This window comes from Sanguibacter inulinus (genome assembly GCF_013415325.1).
Lineage (GTDB): Bacteria > Actinomycetota > Actinomycetes > Actinomycetales > Cellulomonadaceae > Sanguibacter > Sanguibacter inulinus.
This window is the reverse complement of the sequence record NZ_JACBYE010000008.1, coordinates 103,663-125,438: the sequence shown is the minus strand read 5'-3', so window position 1 is coordinate 125,438 and position 21,776 is coordinate 103,663. Positions and strand designations below refer to the sequence as shown.

The 21,776-nt window shown below is 71.7% G+C and carries 17 protein-coding genes, 2 tRNA genes and 1 pseudogene; 11 read left to right on the top strand and 9 right to left on the bottom strand.

The genetic code is table 11. The features are described 5' to 3' along the window. Positions 1–620 (top strand): annotated as a pseudogene (locus HZZ10_RS05510) (hypothetical protein); the annotation flags it as partial. A 97-nt stretch (positions 621–717) separates the two neighbouring features. After that, on the top strand, positions 718–1,542 hold the full coding sequence (locus HZZ10_RS05505) for a serine hydrolase domain-containing protein (protein ID WP_179912727.1): 825 nt from the start codon (positions 718–720) through the stop codon (positions 1,540–1,542). 227 nt (positions 1,543–1,769) lie between these two features. Here the strand turns inward: HZZ10_RS05505 and HZZ10_RS05500 are convergent, their stop codons facing one another. After that, positions 1,770–2,657, bottom strand: coding sequence for a LysR family transcriptional regulator ArgP (locus tag HZZ10_RS05500; RefSeq protein WP_179912726.1), 888 nt, complete (start codon positions 2,655–2,657; stop codon positions 1,770–1,772). A 68-nt stretch (positions 2,658–2,725) separates the two neighbouring features. Between HZZ10_RS05500 and HZZ10_RS05495 the strand changes: the two genes are divergently transcribed. After that, a complete protein-coding gene (locus tag HZZ10_RS05495) occupies positions 2,726–3,340 on the top strand; it encodes a LysE/ArgO family amino acid transporter (RefSeq protein WP_179912725.1) in 615 nt (204 codons plus the stop codon). Between the two features lie 229 nt (positions 3,341–3,569). Continuing rightward, complete coding sequence (locus tag HZZ10_RS05490) at positions 3,570–4,016, top strand: methylglyoxal synthase (protein WP_056133621.1); 447 nt, start codon at positions 3,570–3,572, stop codon at positions 4,014–4,016. Positions 4,017–4,079: 63 nt separating this feature from the next. Here HZZ10_RS05490 and HZZ10_RS05485 read toward each other — a convergent pair whose 3' ends face one another. The 3 genes from HZZ10_RS05485 to HZZ10_RS05475 form a co-directional block, all read right to left on the bottom strand. Beyond that, entirely contained in the window at positions 4,080–4,442 is a 363-nt protein-coding gene (locus tag HZZ10_RS05485; RefSeq protein WP_082544016.1) for a GntR family transcriptional regulator, read from the bottom strand. Between the two features lie 40 nt (positions 4,443–4,482). Next, the gene (locus HZZ10_RS05480) at positions 4,483–4,854 is read right to left on the bottom strand and encodes a VOC family protein (protein ID WP_056133613.1); all 372 of its coding nucleotides are present in this window, start codon (positions 4,852–4,854) and stop codon (positions 4,483–4,485) included. Between the two features lie 196 nt (positions 4,855–5,050). Beyond that, positions 5,051–5,133: transfer RNA gene (locus HZZ10_RS05475), tRNA-Leu, on the bottom strand. 232 nt (positions 5,134–5,365) lie between these two features. Between HZZ10_RS05475 and HZZ10_RS05470 the strand changes: the two genes are divergently transcribed. Further along, entirely contained in the window at positions 5,366–6,610 is a 1,245-nt protein-coding gene (locus HZZ10_RS05470; protein WP_179912724.1) for an amidohydrolase, read from the top strand. A 98-nt stretch (positions 6,611–6,708) separates the two neighbouring features. Here HZZ10_RS05470 and HZZ10_RS05465 read toward each other — a convergent pair. The 3 genes from HZZ10_RS05465 to HZZ10_RS05455 all read right to left on the bottom strand — a co-directional run bounded on the left by HZZ10_RS05465 (position 6,709) and on the right by HZZ10_RS05455 (position 12,515). Continuing rightward, positions 6,709–6,791 (bottom strand) — tRNA-Leu (locus HZZ10_RS05465). A gap of 133 nt (positions 6,792–6,924) precedes the next feature. Next, entirely contained in the window at positions 6,925–8,343 is a 1,419-nt protein-coding gene (locus HZZ10_RS05460) for a M1 family metallopeptidase (RefSeq protein WP_179912723.1), read from the bottom strand. Beyond that, complete coding sequence (locus HZZ10_RS05455; protein ID WP_228087114.1) at positions 8,340–12,515, bottom strand: Pls/PosA family non-ribosomal peptide synthetase; 4,176 nt, start codon at positions 12,513–12,515, stop codon at positions 8,340–8,342. The genes HZZ10_RS05460 and HZZ10_RS05455 overlap by 4 nt, the downstream gene beginning before the upstream one ends. A gap of 219 nt (positions 12,516–12,734) precedes the next feature. Between HZZ10_RS05455 and HZZ10_RS05450 the strand changes: the two genes are divergently transcribed. The 4 genes from HZZ10_RS05450 (at position 12,735) to HZZ10_RS05435 (ending at position 18,768) form a co-directional block, all read left to right on the top strand. Beyond that, complete coding sequence (locus tag HZZ10_RS05450; protein ID WP_179912722.1) at positions 12,735–14,030, top strand: AI-2E family transporter; 1,296 nt, start codon at positions 12,735–12,737, stop codon at positions 14,028–14,030. Between the two features lie 23 nt (positions 14,031–14,053). Then, positions 14,054–15,178 (top strand): alanine dehydrogenase, encoded by a 1,125-nt coding sequence (gene ald / locus HZZ10_RS05445; protein WP_179912721.1) that lies wholly within the window; start codon positions 14,054–14,056, stop codon positions 15,176–15,178. A gap of 80 nt (positions 15,179–15,258) precedes the next feature. After that, complete coding sequence (locus HZZ10_RS05440; RefSeq protein ID WP_082544014.1) at positions 15,259–17,358, top strand: M3 family metallopeptidase; 2,100 nt, start codon at positions 15,259–15,261, stop codon at positions 17,356–17,358. Between the two features lie 72 nt (positions 17,359–17,430). Further along, entirely contained in the window at positions 17,431–18,768 is a 1,338-nt protein-coding gene (locus HZZ10_RS05435) for a M20/M25/M40 family metallo-hydrolase (RefSeq protein WP_056133592.1), read from the top strand. Positions 18,769–18,926: 158 nt separating this feature from the next. Here HZZ10_RS05435 and HZZ10_RS05430 read toward each other — a convergent pair whose 3' ends face one another. Beyond that, positions 18,927–19,130, bottom strand: a complete 204-nt coding sequence (locus HZZ10_RS05430; protein WP_179912740.1) for a DUF5703 family protein — start codon at positions 19,128–19,130, stop codon at positions 18,927–18,929. A gap of 358 nt (positions 19,131–19,488) precedes the next feature. Between HZZ10_RS05430 and HZZ10_RS05425 the strand changes: the two genes are divergently transcribed. Further along, positions 19,489–19,824, top strand: a complete 336-nt coding sequence (locus HZZ10_RS05425) for a primosomal protein (RefSeq protein WP_179912720.1) — start codon at positions 19,489–19,491, stop codon at positions 19,822–19,824. A gap of 55 nt (positions 19,825–19,879) precedes the next feature. Here the strand turns inward: HZZ10_RS05425 and HZZ10_RS05420 are convergent, their stop codons facing one another. Continuing rightward, positions 19,880–20,845, bottom strand: a complete 966-nt coding sequence (locus tag HZZ10_RS05420; protein ID WP_179912719.1) for an aldo/keto reductase — start codon at positions 20,843–20,845, stop codon at positions 19,880–19,882. 60 nt (positions 20,846–20,905) lie between these two features. Here HZZ10_RS05420 and HZZ10_RS05415 point away from each other — a divergent pair, with 60 nt between their 5' ends. After that, on the top strand, positions 20,906–21,772 hold the full coding sequence (locus HZZ10_RS05415) for an undecaprenyl-diphosphate phosphatase (RefSeq protein ID WP_179912718.1): 867 nt from the start codon (positions 20,906–20,908) through the stop codon (positions 21,770–21,772). Positions 21,773–21,776: the final 4 nt, after the last annotated feature.

Sequence of the window (21,776 nt, the reverse complement as noted above, 5' to 3'; positions counted from 1 at the left end):
GTATAAGAGACAGGCCCGAGCCCGAGCCCGAGCCCGAGCCCGAGCCCGAGCCCGAGGTGGCCGAGGTCGGTCCGGATGTGCCGGTCGACCCGGACGTCGCTCCTGACGAGCAAGCCGCCGTCGCCCCCGCAGGACCGGCACCTGTCGCGCGTCGCGCTGCCCCGGCGAGGACGAGGACCGCAGCACGCGCAGCATCCGACCCGTCTCCGGCACAGTCGGCGCCCTCGGCCGTGTCTCCAGGAACGCGCGAGACTGCCGACAAGCCCGTCGCTGCCCCGCCCGCCCAGCCGCCCGCGCAGCCTCAGACCGAGGCTCAGCCGCCGGCTCGGCCTCAGACCCCGCCGAAGCCCTCGGTCGAGTCCGTGCCCGTTCCTGCCGCGAAGCGCCCGGAGCCGACCAAGACCGGTGCGGTCGCGGTGGCACCCGACCCCGGGCAGCAGGCACGTCCAGCCCCTGTCCGCTCCGACGCGAGCGTCAGCGTCCCGCCGCCGGTCTCCCTGGGCAGGAGCCGGACCGAGCAGCCCCGCCGGGTCCGCACCCCGCCCACGCCTGTCACCGACGACGACGTCGTCCTGCCCGACGAGGGCACCTCGGGGCAGTCTGGGCGTCACTCGGGCTGACGCCAGGACGGGGCTGCAGAGTCTTCGGCGGCCCTGGGATGCCGGGTCGGCTGCCCGCTGGGTCGAGACCCTCGTGCGGGTGTTCTAGGGTCGTGGGATGCGAAGCGTCGAACTCATCGAGTCCTGGCCGGTCGAGCACGCGGGGACGGCTGTCGTCTCTGCGGACGGTGAGGTCCTCGCCTCCCACGGTGACCTCGACAAGGTCTTCCCGCTCGCCTCGGTCTCCAAGCTCCTCACCGCCTACGCTGCGCTCGTCGCGGTCGAAGAGGGCGCCGTCGAGCTCGACGACCCCGCGGGCCCTGAGGGGGCCACCATCCGTCATCTGCTCGCGCACACCGCGGGCTACGACTTCTCCGAGCGCACGGTCCGCGCCGCACCGGGAGAACGACGCATCTACTCCAACGTCGGGTTCGAGGTGCTGGCCGAGACCATCACCGAGCGCGCCGGGATCGACTTCGCGACCTACGCCCGCGAGGCCGTCCTGGCACCGCTGAGCATGGCCTCGACAGACGTCTCAGGCTCTCCGGCGGCCGGTGCTCGCTCGACCGTCACGGACCTGGCACGCTTCGCCGCCGAGCTGCAGCGGCCGACCCTGCTGCACCCGGAGACCGTCGCGGAGGCGACCTCGGTCGTCTTCCCAGGGCTCGACGGGGTGGTCCCAGGCTTTGGCCGCCAGCGTCCGAACGACTGGGGCCTGGGCTTCGAGATCCGTGACGGCAAGAGCCCGCACTGGACCGGCGCGCAGAGCTCGCCCCGGACCTTCGGCCACTTCGGGCAGTCGGGCACGTTCCTGTGGGTCGACCCCGACGCGGGGATCGCCTGCGTCGCTCTGACCGACCGCGACTTCGGGCCGTGGGCGGCCGAGGTCTGGCCTACCTTCACCGACGCTGTCCTGGCAGAGCACGGGCGCGCTGGCGCCTGACGTCTAGCCTCTGAGACCCGGCGCAGGCTTGCAGCCGGGCAGCTGGCCGGCCAGCCGGCACAGGCCGGGTGGCGGAACCAAAGACCTGCGGACACAGAACGACCCCCGCGTGTGGACACGGGGGTCGCGCTGCCTGCTGTCTCAACAGTCTGGTACCGGACCGCTCGGGGCCGGAAGTCTGGGACCAGCATACGCCCTGAGCCGGCGTGCCCGGGGCGCAGGCCCGTTCACCGCAGGTGCCGAGCCGCAGCCTCGTGGACGGCGGCCGACACCCTGTCGAGGGCCGCGGTCCGCAACGACCACTGCTGCCAGTACAGCGTGACCTCGGTGCGTCGACCAGGGTCGAGCTCGACCAGCGCACCGCTCTCCAGACCGTCGAGGCACTGCGGCTCGGTGAGCAGCCCCCACCCCATGCCGAGCCGGACGGCGTCGGCGTAGTCCGCTGACGAGGGCACGTAGTGGCGCGGGGGAGCGCCCGGGTCCACGCGCCGGGCGCGCAGATAGGCGTCCTGGAGGTCGTCCTTGCGGTCGAAGACGACCACGGGCACCTCGGCGAGGGCGGCCGTCGTCGCCCCGCCGGAGAACCACCTGTCGGCGAAGCCGCGCGCCGCGCAGACGCGGTACGTCATGATCCCGAGCCGCCGGACCGTGCAGCCCTGGACCGGGGCCTGAGAGGTGGTGATCGCGGCCATGACGCTGCCGTCCCGCAGGAGCGCTGCAGAGTGCGCCTCGTCCTCCCGGTGGAGGTCGAAGGCGATCTCTGCCGCGAGCGGGGCCAGCGCAGGGAGCACCCAGCTGCCGAGAGAGTCGCTGTTCACGGCGATCGGCAGGACGACAGACTGCCCCGAGGTGCCCGAGCCTGCGGCCTCCCGGCGGGCGTCGTCGGTGAGGACGGAGACCTGCCGTGCGAGGCGCAGATAGCTGCGACCGGCCTCGGTGACCGTGACTGGTCGTGTCCGCCGGACGAGGATCTGCCCGACCGAGGCCTCGAGAGCCTTGATCCGTTGGCTGACTGCCGGCTGGGTCAGGTGCAGCACGTCGGCCGCGGCCTCGAAGGAGCCCTCGTCGACGACGGCGGCCAGAGCGGCGAGCTGTGGGGAGTCGATCGATGTCATCAGCAGATCTTATGCTCGATCACTTCTAGTTGTTCGACTACTGGCTGCCTGCTCTCTACGGTGACGCCATGACCTCCTCCGCGCTCACGGTGCTCACAGGCGCCGCCTTCGGGCTCTCGCTCATCGTCGCGATCGGCGCCCAGAACCTCTTCGTCCTGCGAGCCGGCCTGCGCGGGGTCCACGTGCTCCCCGTCGTGCTGGTCTGCGCGCTCTCTGACGTCGTGCTCATCGCCGCAGGGGTCGGAGGACTGGGCAGCATCATCGAGGCCCACCCAGGGCTCGTCGTGTGGGCCCGCGTCGGCGGGGCGGCCTTCCTCACGGTGTACGCGGTGCTGGCTGCGCGCAGGGCGCTGCGGCCGACCCCCGAGAGCGAGGAGACCGCTGCTCGCGGCGGGACTCTTCTCGCCGCGGTCTCGACGGCTCTGGCTCTCACCTGGCTCAACCCGCACGTCTACCTCGACACCGTCGTCCTGCTCGGCTCGATCGCGACGACGCACGGGGACGCCCGCTGGTGGTTCGGTCTCGGTGCCGCCACCGCCAGCCTCGTGTGGTTCTCGCTGCTCGGGTTCGGGGCCCGGTTCCTCCAGCCGCTCTTCTCGAGGCCGGCGGCATGGCGCTGGCTCGACGCCGCTGTCGCGGTCGTCATGCTCGTCATCGCCGCGACCTTGGTGGCGGGGATCTGAGCAGGATGCGCAGGGACGCGGTGGCTTGCGGGCGCTCGTCGCGGGTGGGCATGCGCTCTGACCTGGGTGCTCCCGCGCCAGGTCTGTCTCTGCCTGGACGCGGCGCCCCGTAGCGGACCCGCCTCTGCCGCGAGCATGATGGGCCTCAGGGCGGGGGAGTGCCGACGTCTCGGCGCTGCCCGCTCACGGCCGGCCTCCACCGGCCCGGACTGTCGACCGAGGAGCACCCATGCCTGGAGTCTCGCACCAGATCGCCCTGGTGGCCCACGACAACAAGAAGGTCGAGATGCTCCGCTGGGCGGAGTTCAACCGCGGCACCCTCTCCCACCACGACCTCTTCGCGACGGGGACCACGGGGACGATGCTCGAGTACGAGCTCGGGCTCCCCGTGACCCGCCTGCTCTCCGGACCCGTGGGAGGCGACCAGCAGATCGGCGCGAAGATCGCCGAGGGAGTCATCGACATGCTCGTGTTCTTCTGGGACCCGCTCGAGCCCCAGCCGCACGACCCCGACGTCAAGGCCTTGCTGCGCATCGGCGCGGTCTGGAACGTCCCCATGGCGTGCAACGTGGCGACGGCCGACATGCTCATCTCCTCGCCGATGCTCGCCGACAGCTGGACGGGGCGGCCCGAGATGACCTCGCGCGACTGGGTGGGGCGAGACGCGGGACTCTGAGCCTCGAAGAGCGAGGGTCTGCGCCTGCGCAGGCTGCCGTGCTCGCACGGGGACGACGAGGCGTCAGCCCTGCTGGCCGGACAGCGACGCCGTGACGATCGCGAGCGCTGTCGCAGGGTCGACGCCGAGCTCTTCGGTCCGCGCCCTGTAGGCCTCGGCGGCGACCTGGGCGAGCCGCTCACCGGGGTCGCCGTGCGGAGACACCGTCGTCCCGTTGCGCCCGCGGGTCTCGACCACCTCGTCCTTCTCGAGCTCGCGGTAAGCCTTGGCGACGGTGTTGACCGCGACGCCGAGCTCGGCCGCCAGCGTGCGGACGGTGGGGAGCCTGGCGCCCGGTGCCAGCGCGCCGGAGCGCACGGCAGCGAGCACCTGGGCCCGGATCTGCTCGGACGGGGGTGCGGAGTCGTCGGGGTCGATCGCGATCATGGTGCTCAGGTCCTCTGCTCGGGGCCCCTGAGCCTATCGGTCAGCCCTGCGGCACGATCTGCTGGATCGCCCAGGTGTTGCCGTCGGGGTCGGTGAAGGACGTGAACCGTCCCCACGGCAGGTCCTGGACCTCGGGTGCGTCGACACCGTGGGCCAGCAGGTGCTCGCGCGCGGCGTCGGCGTCGTCGACGACCACCTGGAGGCCGTGGAGCGAACCTGGTGCCATGTCGGTCATGGTGAGGTCGAGGACGATCGAGCACGCCGAGCCGGGCGGCGTGAGCTGGACGAACCGCAGCTCGTCGGAGACGGTGACGTCGTGGTCGGCGACGAAGCCCACCTGGTCCACGTAGAAGTCCTTGGCACGGTCGATGTCGCTGACGGGCACCTGCACGAGCTCGAGCCTGAAGTCCATGGGAAGGATCCCTCTGTGAGGTCGGTGCTGACCTCCTGATCATCGCCTCCTGGTGTGACGAGCGCCATAGGCCGCTCGGGCCCTCTCGAAGGTCGTGCGACCCCGGGGACGACGAAGCGACCCCGGGGACGACGAAGCGGCCCCGGGATGATCCCGAGGCCGCTCTGTCGTCTCTGCGTCGTGCTGTCCTGCGCTGTGTCCGGAGGGGGACTTGAACCCCCACGCCCGTTAGGGCACTAGCACCTCAAGCTAGCGCGTCTGCCATTCCGCCACCCGGACGGGTGAGCCTCCGTCGGACGTTTCCGTCCTCTGGCTGCGACGGAAAATCTAGCACGGATCTGAGGGGGTCCTCGACCACCTCCGTGCACAGCGGCAGCCTCGGCCACGCCCGACGTGACCAGACTGCAGCGCGCTGACCTGGCACATCTCACCACCAGTGGCGCATCTCGGGCGTCCTGCAAGGCTGGGGGAACCATCTCGAAGACCGGCACCGCGAAGACAGGAGAAGCTCATGACTGCTCAGCCAGACGTCGAGACCGACCCAGCGCTCGTCGACCTCTACACAGACCTCCACAGACACCCGGAGCTCGGGTTCCAGGAGCACCGGACAGCCGGGATCGTGGCCGAGCGCCTCGGCGCGCTCGGGTACGAGGTCACCACCGGGGTCGGCGGCACGGGGGTGGTGGGCCTGCTGAAGAACGGCGACGGGCCGACAGTGCTGCTCCGCGCTGACATGGACGCCCTGCCCGTCCTGGAGGACACGGGGCTCGACTACGCCAGCACGGCGACGGCCACGGACCAGGACGGCGCTGTGGTCCCCGTCGACCACGCGTGCGGCCACGACCTGCACACCACGTGCCTCCTGGGCGCGGCTGCGGTCCTCGCCGGCAGCACCGACACCTGGGCAGGCACCCTGCTCCTGGTGTTCCAGCCGGCCGAAGAGCTCGGGGCCGGAGCCCAGGCTCTTGTCGACGACAGGCTCTTCGAGAGGTTCCCCAGGCCTGACGTCGTGCTCGGGCAGCACGTGGCGCCCCTGCCTGCCGGGAAGATCGCCGGTCACGCGGGTGCCTCCTACGCGGGATCGGACTCCTTGCGCGTCACGATCGTCGGCAAGGGCGCGCACGGCTCGATGCCCCAGTCCTCGATCGACCCTGTGGTCATCGCTGCGGCGACAGTCCTGCGGCTGCAGACGGTGATCTCGCGCGAGATCCCGAGCACGGCCGTCGCCGTGCTCACCGTCGGGTCTGTCCACGCCGGGAGCGCGGCCAACGTCATCCCGGGAGAGGCCGAGCTCCAGCTGAACATCCGCAGCTACGACGAGGGGGTTCGCGAGCACGTCCTGGCGAGCGTCGAGCGGATCGTCCGGGGTGAGATGGCCACGGCCGGGGCGCCCGGCGAGCCGGAGATCACCTCGATCGAGCGCTTCCCGGTGGTCGTGAACGACGCTGGCGCTCTCGGCAAGACCCTCGACGTCTTCAGGGGGTGGCTCGGGCCGGAGAACGTCCTCGACCCTGGTGCCGGGGCTGGGAGCGAAGACGTGGGCGTGCTGGCGACAGCCTCGGGCGCGCTGCTGTCGTACTGGCTCCTCGGCGGGACAGACCCTGCACTCTTCACCACGGGGGACATGACCGACCCGGCCCTGCTCACGGTGCCCTCGAACCACTCGCCCCACTACGCGCCGGTGATCGAGCCGACCCTGGGCATCGGGGTCTCGGCGCTCGTCAGGGCCACCAGGGCGTGGTTGCCGGTCGCCTGAGAGGTGCGGGGGTGACGGAGAGACCCGGGGACGACGAAGCGGCCCCGGGATGATCCCGGGGCCGCTCTGTCGTCTCTGCGTCGTGCTGTCCTGCGCTGTGTCCGGAGGGGGACTTGAACCCCCACGCCCGTTAGGGCACTAGCACCTCAAGCTAGCGCGTCTGCCATTCCGCCACCCGGACAGGTGGACCGTCGAGGAGCGTTTCCGTCCTCTTGGGTGCGTCGGAAAATCTAGCACGTCCTGGGCCCAGGTGTGGAACCCGTTGCCCCGGATGTGACGGGAACCACCTCTGACCAGGGCTGGGACGGCTCTCGTCAGCCGGTGATCCGCCGCAGCAGGGAACGCCGGGCGTGCGGCAGGTCCGGGAGCTCGAGCCCCGTCAGCCATGCCGTGAACAGCTCGAGGAGGTCCGTCCCGGCCACCGTGGAGGCGAGCGCGACGAAGTCCGCCGAGGTCACCGACCCGTGCCTGTGCTCGGCCACCCAGGTCCGCAGGATCTGCCAGAACACGTCGTCGCCGACGGTCCCGCGCAAGGCCTGCAGGGTGAGCGCACCGCGCTTGTAGACCCTGTCGTCGAACATGTCGTCGGTCCCCGGGTCGCCGAGGACGAGGTCCTGGGGGAGCGCGGAGAGGCGTGCGTGCTGCTCTGCGGCGTGATCGGCGGCAGACCGCCCGCCCGAGGCCTCGGACCACACCCACTCGGCGTAGCAGGCGAAGCCCTCGTGCAACCAGATGTCCTGCCAGCGTGCAGCGGTGACCGAGTTGCCGAACCACTGGTGCGAGAGCTCGTGCGCGATGAGCCGCTGCGACTCCCACCCGGTGCTGAGGAACCCCTGGCTGAAGACCGAGAGCCCCTGCGCCTCGAGGGGGATCTCGAGCGCGTCCTCGGTCACGACGACCGTGTACGCGGCGAAGGGGTAGGGGCCGAAGGCGTCGACGAACACGTCGAGCATCTCGCCCTGGCGGGCGAAGGCGCGCTCGACGGCGCTCGTCGCCGTCGGCGGAAACACGGCGTGGATCGGGACCGTGCCACGGGTAGCAGCAGCGTCAGAGCCGTCGGCGCCCGGAGCGCGCCCGGTGCCCGCAGTGCCCGCAGTGCCGTCAGTGCCCTCGCGCAGCGTCCGGCGGACGTACCGGCCGATCTGCACCGTCGCGAGGTACGCAGCCATCGGCTCGGGCTGCTCGTACACCCAGGTCGTGGTGCTGGCGCGGCGTCTGCTGCTGGTCAGCGTGCCGTTCGCGACCACGTGATACTCGGACGGCACCGTGAGGGAGATCCTGTAGGGCGCCTTGTCGGAGGGGCGGTCGTTGCACGGGTACCAGGACGGTGCACCGTGCGGCTGGGAGGCGACGATCACGCCGTCGGCCAGCTCTTCCCACCCGGCCTCGCCGTCCGGCCCGGGCATCGGGCGCGGCGTCCCGGCGTAGGTCACGACCACCACGAGCTCTTGGCCCGGCTGCACCTCGCGGCGCGTCTTGACGACCAGGCGCCCGGGGCGCTGGGAGTACCGACCCGGCTGGGCACCGTCGACGGTGACCTTCGACACGCGCAGCGCGTAGAGGTCGAGGGTCAGGCGGTCGAGGGCCTCGCGGGCGACGACCCGCAGGGTCGCGGTCCCGGACAGCTTGTTGGTCTCGACGGAGTAGTCGAGCACGAGGTCGTAGGAGAGCACGTCGTACGAGGGGTCGCCGTGACCCGGCACGTAGGGGTCGGCCGTCGTCTCGGCCGTCACAGGGCGGCCAGCGGGGCTGCCGCGGGGGTCTCGTCGGGGTCGGTCTCGTCGACCCACGGGCCGATCGGGTTGCCGACCCAGCGGGTCTTGTCGGGCACTGACTCACCTCTCATGACCAGGGACACCGGGCCCACAGTAGCGTGCCTGCCGAGGGTCGACGCGGGGAGCACGACGCTCCCGGGGCCGAGGGTCGCGCCCTCCTTGAGGACCACGCGGTCGAGGCTGAGCACACGGTCGTGGAACAGGTGGGTCTGCACGACACAGCCCCGGTTGACGGTCGCCCCGTCGTGCAGCTCGACGAGGTCCGCCTCGGGCAGCCAGTACGTGTCGCACCAGACGCCGCGGCCGATGGTCGCCCCGAGCGAGCGCAACCACACGGCGAGCACCGGGGTGCCGAGCGTCCCGCGGGCGAACCACGGGGCGGCGACCACCTCGACGAAGGTGTCCGCGAGCTCGTTGCGCCATACGAAGGAGCTCCAGAGCGCGTGGTCCGTCGCGGTGACCCGGCCGACGAGGGCCCACTTGGCGAGGGTGGTCACCGCGGCGGCGAGCGCCCCGGCCACGAGCAGGGTGAGCCCCGAGACGAGCGCGGCGACCCACCATCCTGACGAGCCGGCGACAGCGACGAGCACGGTGACGACAGCGAGGCTGAGCGACGCGGCGACCACCACGGGGACGATCCTGCACACCTCGACGAGGGCGCGGGCCACCCGCAGGCGAGTCGGCGGGTGGTAGGTGAGGCTCTGGTCGACCTCGCTCGCGGTCCTGCGCAGCCGGGTCGGCGGGCTGCCGAGCCACGACGTACCGCCCTTGGCCTTGGTGCGCCGCGGTGCCGCAGAGAGCACGGCCACGAGCCCGCCCTTGGGGACCTTGCGGCCCGGCGCCGCCATCCCGGAGTTGCCGACGAAGGCATGCTTGCCGATCTTCACGCGCTCGACGCGCAACCAGCCGCTGCCGAGCTCGTACATGCCGAGCATCGTGTCGTCGGCCAAGAACGCCCCGTCGTTGACCGTCGTCAGGCTCGGGATCAGCAGGACCGTGGACGCCTCGACGTCGTCGCCGATCTCAGCCCCGAGGAGCCGCAGCCAGCCGGGGGTCAGGGAGCTGGAGTAGAGCGGGAACAGCCACGTGCGCGTCTCGTCGAGGATCCTCAGCACAGCCCACGCCCGCCACGCCTGGGGTCCGTGGACGGCGTGGATGCCGTTGGTCAGCCCGTGGGACAGGGCCCGGACCGAGGCCCACACCAGGGCCGCGAGGACCACCGCACCGACGAGGCAGGCGACGGGCAGGAGCCCGAGCGCGCGCACGGCCGCCTCGGCCGGTGACGACGCCCCGGTCACGGGCCCCAGGACGACCGCCACAGCGGTCGCGATCGCGACGACAGGCAGCGCGCTGATCCCGACGGCTGTCGCGGCGTACCCCCACACCCACCGACGACGACGCGGGGGACGCTGCTCGGCCCACGGGCCACGGGCGGCACCTGTGCGCTGGGCAGGTGCGCCCGCCCAGGCCGCGTCGGCTGGCACCGATCCGACCACCGCGGACCCCGGGGCGATCTCGGCGCGTGCGCCGACGTCCGCGCCCCCGACGAGCGTGGTCCGCGCACCGATCCGAGCGCGCTCGCCGACGGTGATGGCACCCACGTGCAGCACGTCGCCGTCGAGCCAGTGCCCGACGAGGTCGACCTCGGGCTCGATCGAGCAGCCGTCGCCGAGGGTGAGCATCCCGGTGACCGGGGGCAGCGTGTGCAGGTCGACGTCTGCACCAACCTTCGCGCCGAGCATCCGGGCGTAGGTGGGCATCCAGGTGGCTCCCGCGAGCGACGTCGCACCGAGCTCGTCGGCCAGCCGCTCGGCGAGCCACAGGCGCAGGTGCACCCGACCGCCGCGCGGATAGCGCCCGGGCGTGACACCCAGCAGCAGCAGCCGCGCCCCGAGGGCGGCGAGTGTCATCCGCCCCGCGGGCAGCACGAAGAGCAGCGCCCCGAGCCCCGTCCACCACCACGACGCCTGCGGCAGCCAGGTGACCGAGAAGAGGTCGCCCACGACTGTGCTCGCCGCCGCGACCCAGACCAGCCAGCGCAGCCCGGCGACCGTGCGCAGCGGGACCGAGGCGAGGACCTGGGCCACCTGGGTGGCTGCCGGGACCGGGTTGACCTCGGCGTTGCGCAGCCCGGTCGGTGCGGACATCGCGTCGAGGGCGTCGGCGAGGGCGCCGACCGTCGGACGCTCGTAGACGTCCGCCACGGTCACCTCGGGGAACTGCCCGCGGAGCTGGGAGACGAGCTGCGCGGCGGTGAGGCTGCCACCGCCGAGCGCGAAGAAGTCGTCGTCGCGGGAGGTCACCACGGCCCCGAGGATCTCGAGCCAGAGCTCTTGGACCCATCCGGCGGTCCCGCCGAGGGTCTCGGCCTCGGGGGCGGACCCCGTGCTGGGCAGCGGCCAGGGCAGCGCGTCGCGGTCGATCTTGCCGGAGGTGCGGGTGGGCAGCGTCGCCAGCTGGGCGATGCGCGGCACGAGGGCCGAGGGCATCGTCTCGCGCAGCGTCGCCATGGAGGCCTCGAGGTCGAAGCCCGGCCCCGGGGTGAGGTACCCGACGAGGATGGTGTTGCCCGACCCGGTCTTCCGGACGGCTGCTGCGGCGGCCTCGACGCCGGGCAGCGCGAGCAGCGCGCTGTCGACCTCGCCGAGCTCGACGCGCCGCCCGCCGATCTTGATCTGGTCGTCTGCCCGCCCCACGAACAGCAGACCTTCCGGGTCGGAGACCACGAGGTCGCCCGACCTGTACGCGCGGTCCCAGCCGAGCGTCGGCATCGGGGCGTACTTCTCGGCGTCCTTCGCAGGATCGAGGTACCGGGCCAGCCCGACACCGCCGATGATCAGCTCGCCGGTCTCGCCGTCCGCGACCTGCACGCCCTGGGCGTCGACCACGGCGAGGTCCCAGCCGTCGAGAGCCGTGCCGATGCGCACAGGGGGCTCGGTCGTCAGGCGTGCTGCGCAGGCCACGACTGTCGCCTCGGTCGGTCCGTAGGTGTTCCACAGCTCGCGGTCCTCGGTGGCCAGGCGGGCACCGATCTCCGGCGGGCACGCCTCGCCGCCGAGGATGAGCAGCCGCACCCCGTCGAGGGCGGCCGGCGGCCAGAGCGCCACGAGCGTCGGGACGGTCGAGACCACGGTCACGTCGTTGGCCGTCATCCACGGACCGAGGTCCATGCCGCTCTTGACGAGCGATCGGGGTGCGGGCACCAGGCACGCACCGTGCCGCCAGGCGAGCCACATCTCCTCGCACGACGCGTCGAAGGCGACCGAGAGGCCCGCCATGACGCGGTCGCCGGGGCCGAGCGGGTCGCCCTGCAAGAACAGCCGTGCCTCGGCGTCGACGAAGGCGGCTGCGGACCTGTGCGAGACCGCGACCCCCTTCGGCGTGCCCGTCGAGCCGGAGGTGAAGATGATCCAGGCGTCGTCGGTCGTCGCCGGCCCGTCCCACGCCGAGGCGTCGTCGTCTGCGGTGCCGGCCGCGTCGGACCGGGGCGCCAAGGGGACCGAAGGCATCGGAGGGACCGGAGGCACCGACGGCTGGGGGAGAGCCCGCGCCTGCGGACCCTGCGCTGCCCCACCTGCCGGACTGCCCACGACAGGGCGCGGCGCGACCACGAGCCTGTCCCCGACCACCGCGGCGACGCCGGCCTCGTCGAAGACCGTCCGGGCGCGCTCGTCGGGGTCGTCCTTGTCGACAGGCACGTAGGCCGCTCCGGCCTTGAGGATCGCGATGATCGCCACGTACAGGTCTGTCGTCCCCGAGCTGATCCGCACACCGACCCTGTCGCCGCGTCCTACGCCCACCCCCGCGAGCTCGGCCGCGAGCTCGTCGGCAGCCTCGTCGAGCGCAGCGTAGGTGAGCACGTCCACGGCGTTGTCGAGGGCGGGGGAGTCGGGGTACCTGTCCACGGTGTCGGCGAAGATGTCGACCAGCGTGCGGGGAGGCGGTGCGAGGGCGCCCCGCAGCAGGGACGACCCTGCCGGGCTCGCGCCCGGCTGCGAGCCGGGGACGGCCTGCGCGGGCTGCGAGCCCTGGGTGCCCGGTGCGGGCTTCGAGCTCAGGGTGCTCGGTGCCGGCTGCGAGCCGGGCATGCCCTGTGCGGGCTGCGAGCCGGGGGTGCTCGGTGCGGTCATGGTCGGACGATCCCTCGCTCAGGTGAACGATGCATGAATGCCCGGCGACACTGACGCGTCACCGCCGGGCGAGCACGAGCGCGCTGCGCCAGACTTGTCGCAGGTCCGCGAGGACCGCGAGGCGCGGCGGCGACAGGCGCGTCGTACAGAACGGTTAGTGTCGCAGGTGAGCGATCCGCAGCCTCCAGCGGGTCCGAGAGCAGAGAGCAGGGGACCACCATGTCGGGCCAGCGGGTACGGAGCGCAGCAGTGCGACGGAGCACAGGGTCGATCCGTCCACCGGTGCCGGCAGCCCCCCAGGACTCGGTCCCGCTGTGGCTCAGGTCCTCCGCCGGGTGGGCCTGGCGGCTCATCATCGTCGCGATCGCCGTCGGGCTCGTCGTCTTCGCCACCGCCAAGGTGCAGCTCGTCTTCATCGCGCTCTTCGTGGCCCTCGTGTTCTCGGCCGTGCTCCGCCCTGTTGTCAACATCTACGGCAAGATCATGCCGCGAGCCCTCGCGACCGCGCTCGCCCTGCTGAGCGGCGTCCTCGTCATCGGCGGCCTCCTCACCTACGTCGTCGCCTCCGTCGCCGGGCAGTGGCAGAAGCTCTCCGACCAGTTCGCGACAGGCACCGACCAGATCTTCGAGTTCTTGGAGAACGGCCCGCTGCCCTTCTCCATCACCGTCGACGACATGCGCGGCTGGATCGAGGACGGCCAGCAGTGGGTCCAGGACCACGCAGGCGACATCGCCGGCACGGCCTTCGAGCAGGCCGGGACCGTCGTCGAGGTCTTCACGGCCCTCGCGCTCGCCATCTTCTGCACCATCTTCTTCCTCGCCCGCGGCGACAGCATGTGGTCCTGGTTCCTCAACCAGCTCCCCAGCCGCATGCGCGACACGTGGAAGGTCGTCGGAGGAGCCGGCTGGTACACCTTCTCCGGCTACACCCGCGGCACCGTCATCATCGCCGTGACCGACGGCATCCTGGCCGGCGTCTTCCTCACCATCCTCGGTGTCCCCCTCGCAGCACCCCTCGCCGTGCTCGTCCTCATCGGTGCCTTCATCCCGCTCATCGGGGCCCCGGCGGCCATGGTCATCGCGATGGTCGTCGCGCTCGCGGCCGACGGCATCTGGAAGGCCGCGATCGTGGGTATCGGCATCGCCCTCATCGGGCAGTTCGAGGGGCACGTGCTCCAGCCGCTCGTCATGGGCAAGCAGGTGTCTCTGCACCCCATCGTCGTCGCCGTCTCGGTGACTGCGGGGACGCTCCTGTCCGGGATCCTGGGCGCCGTCATCGCCGTCCCGCTCGTCGCCGTCGCGTGGGCCGTCTACTCCCAGCTGCGCACCCTCGACCCGCCCATGCTCGATCCCGTGGACGACGAGGACCTGGACGACGACGAGGAGGACCACGACGACGGGGCCCTCGAGGACGAGACCCCGGTGTCCGTCACAGCCCCTGTCGTGCCGGCAGGCCCGACCACCCGCCCGACGTCCAGGAGCACCACGCAGGAACCACCGACCAGCACGGCGTGACCCGCCGGGCGCGAAGGAGACCCATGCGCATCGCAGTCCCGACCGAGACCAAGACCGACGAGCTCCGGGTGGCCCTGACCGCCGACGGCGCCCACCATCTGGTGTCGGCCGGGCACGAGGTGGTCGTCCAGGCGGGGGCCGGCCTCGGCTCGGCGGTGACAGACGCCGACTACGAGGCAGCGGGCGCGCGGGTGGTCCCCGGTGCCGAGGAGGTCTGGGCCGAGGCCGAGCTCGTCGTCAAGGTCAAGGAGCCGCAGCCGTCCGAGCACCGCTACCTGCGCCCTGGTCTGACCCTCTTCACCTACCTGCACCTCGCGGCCGACCGTGCGTGCACGCAGGCGCTGCTGGACAGCGGGACCACGTCCTTCGCCTACGAGACGGTCCGCCTCGCCGACGGCAGGCTCCCGCTGCTCGCACCGATGAGCGAGGTCGCCGGACGGCTCGCCACCCAGGTCGGCGCATACCACCTGACGAGCCCTGTCGGGGGAGCGGGTCTGCTCATGGGCGGCGTGCCCGGCACCCGACCGGCCAAGGTCGTGGTCCTCGGGGGCGGCACGGCCGGCCGCAACGCCGCGCAGGTCGCCGCAGGGATGCGCGCCGACGTGACGGTGCTCGACCTCGAGGCCTCGGTCCTCGCCTCGATCGACCGCGAGCACAGCGGGGCCGTGCGCACCGTGACCTCGACGGCTGCTGCCGTCGACCGCGAGGTCGCAGGCGCAGACCTCGTCGTCGGAGCCGTGCTCGTCCCGGGCGCGCTCGCCCCACGCCTGGTCTCCGACGAGCTCGTCTCGCGCATGCGTCCAGGGTCTGTCCTGGTCGACGTCGCGGTCGACCAGGGCGGCTGCTTCGAGGGAACCCGTCCCACGACGCACAGTGCGCCGACCTACACGGTGCACGGGAGCATCTTCTACGCCGTCGCGAACATGCCCGGTGCCGTCCCGGTGACCAGCACCCAGGCGCTCACCAACGCGACGTTGCCCTACGTCTCACGCCTGGCAGCCCTCGGAGGAGCCCGAGACCTGCGCGCCCTCGCGGCTGACCCGGCGCTGGCCGCAGGTCTGGCGACGTACGAGGGCACGCTCGCGCACCGCGAGGTCGCGCAGGCGCACGATCTCGACTGGGTCGACAGGTTCGCCCCTGCCCGGTGAGCCGCACGGCTGCGGGCTCTGACGACCTGCACCGACGTGGCTGGTCGACCTCCGACGCCTCGTGACGTATGAATGGAGTCATGTCTGACTCTCCTGTCGAGCTCGATGCGAGCAACCCCTTCGCCAGCCGGTCCACCCTTCCCTACGCGCTGCCCGACTTCGCGGCGATCCGCGACGAGCACTACATCCCGGCCGTGCGCGCCGGGATGGCAGCCGAGCTCGCCGAGATCGAGGCGATCGTCACCGACCCGAACCCGCCGACCGTCGAGAACACCCTCGAGGCCCTCGAGCTGAGCGGCGAGGTCCTCGACCGTGCTCTCACGGTCCTCTACAACGTGGCGAGCTCCGACTCGAGCCCTGCCCTCGAAGACATCGAGGAGACTCTCGCCCCCGAGCTCTCCGCGCACCACGACACGATCTTCATGGACGCTCGCCTGTACTCCCGTGTCGTCGCGCTCGACGCGGCGGTCCGCGCGGGCGAGGTCGAGGCAGACGCCGACACGCGGTGGCTCCTCGAGAACCTGCTCCAGGACTTCCGCCGCTCGGGCATCGACCTGTCGCCCGAGGACCAGGCGACGCTGCGCGACCTCAACGCGCGCACGACCTCCCTCGAGGCCGCCTTCGGGCGCAAGCTCCTCGCCGGTGCCAACGCGGCGAGCGTCTTCGTCGACGACGTCGCGGACCTCGACGGGCTCGCCGACGACGCGATCGCCGCCGCGGCGCAGGCTGCGACCGACCGCGGCGAAGAGGGTCGCTACCTGCTCGAGATGCAGCTGCCGACCCAGCAGACCGTGCTCGCCTCGCTCGCGCGCCGCGACGTCCGCCGCCGCGTGCACGAGGCCTCGGTCACCCGTGGCGCGACAGGCGACGACACCGACACCCGCGAGATCGTCATCGAGCTCGCCAGGCTGCGCGCCGAGCACGCCCGTCTGCTCGGCTACGACCACCACGCTGCGTACATCGCCGAAGACGCGACGGCCAAGACGACCGAGGCCGTCAACGCCATGCTCGCCCCCCTCGCCCCGGCTGCGGCCGCCAACGCCCGCAAGGAGGCGCTCGACCTCACCGAGGCCCTCGTCGCCGACCTGGGCGACCCGGGCGCCACGCTCGAGGCCTGGGACTGGGCCTACTACGCCGAGCGGGTCCGCAAGCAGCGCTACTCCCTCGACGACGGTCTCCTGCGCCCGTACCTCGAGCTCGAGAAGGTCGTCCAGGACGGCGTCTTCAAGGCGGCGACCGAGCTCTACGGCATCACCTTCGCCGAGCGCGACGACCTGGTCGGCTACCACCCCGACGTCAGGGTCTTCGAGGTCTTCGACACCGACGGCTCCGGCATGGGGCTCTTCCTCGCCGACTACTACACGCGCGAGTCCAAGCGGGGCGGTGCGTGGATGAACAACCTCGTCGACCAGAGCTACCTCACCGGTGAGCTGCCCGTCGTGGTCAACAACCTCAACATCGTCAAGCCGCCGGCGGGGGAGCCGACGCTCCTGGTCTTCGACGAGGTCATCACGCTGTTCCACGAGTTCGGCCACGCGCTGCACGGCCTGTTCTCGGCCGTGAGGTACCCGTCGCACTCCGGGACCGAGGTGCCCCGCGACTTCGTCGAGTACCCGTCGCAGGTCAACGAGATGTGGGCCTGGGACGAGGAGATCCTCCGGTCCTACGCCGTCCACCACGTCACCGGTGAGCCGTTGCCCGAGCAGTGGGTCCGCACGATGCTCGACTCCCGCCTGTTCAACGAAGGCTTCGCGACGACCGAGTACCTGGCCGCGACGCTGCTCGACCAGGCGTGGCACCAGATCACCCCCGAGCAGGTGCCCGGCACCGTCGACGAGGTATTGCCCTTCGAGGCAGCAGCCCTCGAGGCTGCGGGCGTCGCGCTGCGCGAGGTCCCCGCGCGCTACAGGACCACGTACTTCAACCACGTGTTCGGCGGCGGCTACTCGGCCGGCTACTACTCCTACATCTGGTCCGAGGTCCTCGACGCCGAGACCGTCGAGTGGTTCCGAGAGAACGCCGACGCCGACGGCCGTGTCCTCAACCGCGCCTCGGGTGACCGCTTCCGCGCGGCGCTGCTCTCGCGCGGCGGGTCGACCGACCCGATGCTCGCCTTCGGCGAGCTCCGCGGGCGCGGGCCCGAGATCGCCCCGCTGCTCGCGCGGCGCGGTCTGGTCTGACCTCGGCTGCCGGGGCGACCGCTGCTCGGTCGCCCCGGCCCCGGCCCACTCCGAGGCAGGTAGCGTGGGGGGATGACCTCACAGAACACTGCACAGACCCCAGTCCCGAGCGCCCAGGACGAGGTCGTCGGGATCTGTCAGGACCTGCTCCGGATCGACACGTCGAACTTCGGTGACGGGTCCGGGCCCGGCGAGCGTGCCGCGGCCGAGTACGTCATGACCTCCCTGCACGAGGTCGGCCTCGAGCCCGAGCTCTTCGAGTCCGAGCGGGGCCGCGCGAGCGTCGTGGTCCGTCTCCCGGGGCTCGACCCGACCCGGCCTGCCCTCGTGCTGCACGGTCACCTCGACGTGGTGCCCGCGCAGGCCGGCGACTGGCAGGTGGACCCCTTCGGCGGAGAAGAGATCGACGGTCTTCTCTGGGGTCGCGGTGCTGTCGACATGAAGGACATGGACGCGATGATGCTCGCGGTCGTGCGGCAGATGGTCCGCGAGGGCCGCAAGCCTGCTCGCGACGTGGTGCTCGCGTTCTTCGCCGACGAAGAGGCCGGCGGAGCGCTCGGCGCTCGGTGGGCTGTCGACCACCGCCCGGAGCTCTTCGAGGGCGCGACCGAGGCCATCAGCGAGGTCGGCGGGTTCTCCACGCAGATCAACGGGCAGCGTGCGTACCTGCTCCAGACCGCCGAGAAGGGCATCGGCTGGTTGCGCCTGATCGCCGACGGCCGGGCCGGTCACGGGTCGCAGGTGCAGACGGACAACGCCGTCGTGCACCTCGCGGCAGCCGTCGCACGCATCGGTCAGCATCGATGGCCCTACGTGATGACGCCGACCGTCGAGGCGCTCCTGCGAGGCGTCGGCGAGCTCACAGGTCTGCCCTTCGACCCCGAAGACCCCGCAGGGGTCGACGCGCTCATCGCGGCGATGGGCTCGGCTGCCAGGTTCGTCGGCGCGACAGTGCAGAACACCTCCAACCCCTCACAGCTCGCGGCAGGCTACAAGGCCAACGTGATCCCCGGGCGTGCCGAGGCGACCATCGACGCGAGGTTCCTCCCCGGCCACGAGGAGTCGGCGATGGCCACGCTCCGCGAGCTCGCGGGGGAGCACGTGCGTATCGAGCCGATCCACCAGGACATCGCCCTCGAGGTGCCCTTCAGCGGCAACCTCGTCGACGCGATGACGGCGTCGCTGCTCGCGGAAGACCCCGAGGCCGTCGTGCTCCCGTACGCGCTCTCGGGTGGGACGGACAACAAGTCGCTCGCGAGGCTCGGCATCACCGGGTACGGCTTCGCGCCGCTGCTGCTGCCCGAGACTCTCGACTTCCCGGGCATGTTCCACGGGGTCGACGAGCGCGTCCCGACAGACTCGCTCAAGTTCGGGACCCGCGTCCTCGACAGGCTGCTCGCGACCTGCTGACCCCGCGTCTGCCGGACGGCAGCGTGCGCTGGGGTGGCAGCGTGGGCTGGGCGCCAGCGTGCGCTGACCAGCGCAGGGCGTGCCGACCGTGCGCTGACCGGATCAGCGCGTGCTGGACGAGGCAGAGGTGGCACCCGTGTGGCAGAGGGCTGCCAGGGTCAGAGGGTGCTGCGGACGCGGATGATCTTGCGTCGCAGCCAGACCCTGCGCAGCCCACCCATGTAGAGCACCGACCTGGCCAGCTCCCAGCGCCCGTACTCGGCCTCGTCGGTGAGCATGCGGCGGGTCTCCTCGGACCTGTCCCGGTCGCGGGGGATCGTGATGACCCTGTACTCGTACTGCCCGCCGGTGTCGGCCCACATGGTCGGGCGCACTCGCGGCGGGACGGGCGGCTGGGTGTCGTCGTGCGTACGTCGTTCCATGTCTGGCACCACCTTCTCGCCTGTCGCCGGGCGCTGCCTGCGGCGCCTGGATCGCTCCGGCGAACCTACCAAACACCGCTGACACTGGCCCCGTGAAGACCACCTCGTGACGCTCGACGCACCCGCGGACAGCCCGCCCGCTGCCCGCGCAGGGCGCGTCGGGAGCCCTCGGCAGGTCTGCGGGGACGTCGCACCAGCCCGGCACCGCGCCGCCGCTGGTCGAGCAGCGGCGGTGCGTGTGGAACTCGGAGCGCCTGCGTGGTGCCATTCAGCCTGGTGGGGCGCTACGGTCAGGGGTATGACCGTCGACCCTCGCGCAGCCCTTGATCGTCTCGTCGCCGCCCTCGAAGCCCACCACGCGGCCGTGAGCAGCCGGCGCGGTGACGAGGACTCCTCGGTCGACGACGCCTACGACATCCTCGCGGACGCCTTCGACGTCTACGACGAGGCTGTCGGCAACACCTACGGCGAGGCTCTCCCCTTCGTCCTCGCGGACGACGACGATGACGATGACGACGACGAGGGAGACCACGACGACGACATCGACGAGGACGACCTCGACGACGACGAGATCGACGGGGCGGACCTCGACGACGCCGACGACCAGGGGTACGAATCGGACGGCGACCGCTGACCTGCTGACCTCGCCCGGGCAGGTGCGCCCAGCCTGGTGAGGCGCTCGACCCGGGTCAGGCGCGGGCTGACTCCCGATCGTCTGCGCTGACGTCGTCGAGCGCGAGGCTCACCGCGGGCGGCAGCACGAGGTCGACAGCCCCGAGCGCGGCCCGGAGCTGACCAGGTGTGCGCGCTCCGACGACGGCGGACCCCAGGTAGTCCCGTTCGAGCAACCACGCCAGGGCCACCTCGAGAGGCTCCCGCCCGAGGCCCGCCGCTGCCGTGCACACGGCGTCGACGACCGACGACGCGGCCTCGCCCAGGTACGGCTCCACGAAGCCGGCCAGCTGTGACGACGCGCCGCGCGACCCCGCGGGGACACCACCGCGGTACTTGCCGGTGAGGACCCCGCGACCCAGGGCCGACCACCCGATCACCCCGACGCCCAGCGCCTGTGCTGCGGGCACGACGTCGTCCTCGAGGGCGCGGGCGAGCAACGAGTGCTCGACCTCGACGGCCGCGAGCGTGACCCCGTCGACCTGCGAGAGCCGCCCGGCGACGTACCCGGTGTGCCACGCGCCGTGGTTCGAGAGCCCGACGTACAGCGCCCGGCCCGAGGTGACGGCGTGGGAGAGCGCGTCGACGGTCTCGTCGAGGGGTGTGCCGAGGTCGGGCGCCTGCACCAGGAACAGGTCGACGTGGTCGGTCCCGAGCCGCGCGAGAGACGCGTCGAGGTCGGTGAGCAGGGCTCTGCGCGAGGAGTCGACGACGGTCCCGCTCGCTGTCTGGCGCAGCCCGCCCTTGGTGCACAGGACGAGGTCGTCGCGGTGGACGGCCGAGCCGAGGAGAGACCCGAGGATCTCCTCGCTGGCACCGTCGGCGTAGGAGCCTGCGGTGTCGACGAGGGTCCCACCGGCGTCGGTGAAGTCACGGAGCTGCACGGCGGCGTCCTGGGCGTCGGTCTCGCGTCCCCAGGTCATCGTGCCCAGTCCGAGGGCGGACACGTGCAGGCCTGTGCGACCGAGGCGGCGGTTCTCCATCCCCGCAGACTACGTGGCCGGGCACCTCGCAGGGCCAGGGTGCGGGTAACGTGTCTCGACGTGAACGCGATCGAAGCACTCGTCCTCGGACTCGTCCAGGGCCTCACCGAGTTCCTGCCCGTCTCCTCGAGCGCGCACCTGCGCATCGTCGGCGACCTCATCGGCTCCAACGACCCGGGGGCGGCCTTCACGGCGATCACCCAGATCGGCACGGAGTCCGCGGTCCTGCTGTACTTCAGGCGCGACATCGTCACCATCTGCACGGCCTGGTGGAAGGCGTTGCGCGGCGCGGACGGCACGGGCTGGCGCGAGCGCATGGGGTCGCAGAACCACGACGCACGGATGGGCTGGTTCATCGGTCTGGGGTCGATCCCCATCGTGGTCCTCGGTCTGCTGCTCGAGAGCGCGATCGACCAGAACTTCCGCAACCTCTACCTCATCGCGCTGATGCTCGTGGTCTTCGGTGTGATCCTCGGCTGGGCCGACAAGGTCGGCCGCAAGACGCGGACCCTCGACGAGCTGACCCCGCGTCACGCGCTGTACTTCGGTCTCGCGCAGGCGATGGCCCTCGTCCCGGGCGTCTCCAGGTCTGGTGGCACCATCACCGCAGGGCTCCTCATGGGCTACTCCCGCGAGGCCGCTGCCCGGTACTCCTTCTTGCTCGCCATCCCGGCGGTCCTCGGCTCGGGCCTCTACAAGCTCTTCAGCTCCTCGGGCGAGATCGGCTCGGCCGGCGCCCCTGGAGCGGGGGCGACGCTGCTCGCGACGCTGGTCGCCTTCGTCGTCGGCTACCTGGTCATCATCGTGTTCCTCAAGATCGTCTCGACCTTCAGCTACAAGCCCTTCGTGTACTACCGCATCGGGCTCGCCGTGGTCGTCGTCGTGCTGCTCCTCGCCGGGGTGCTGACCGCCCAGGGCGGCGTCTGAGGCC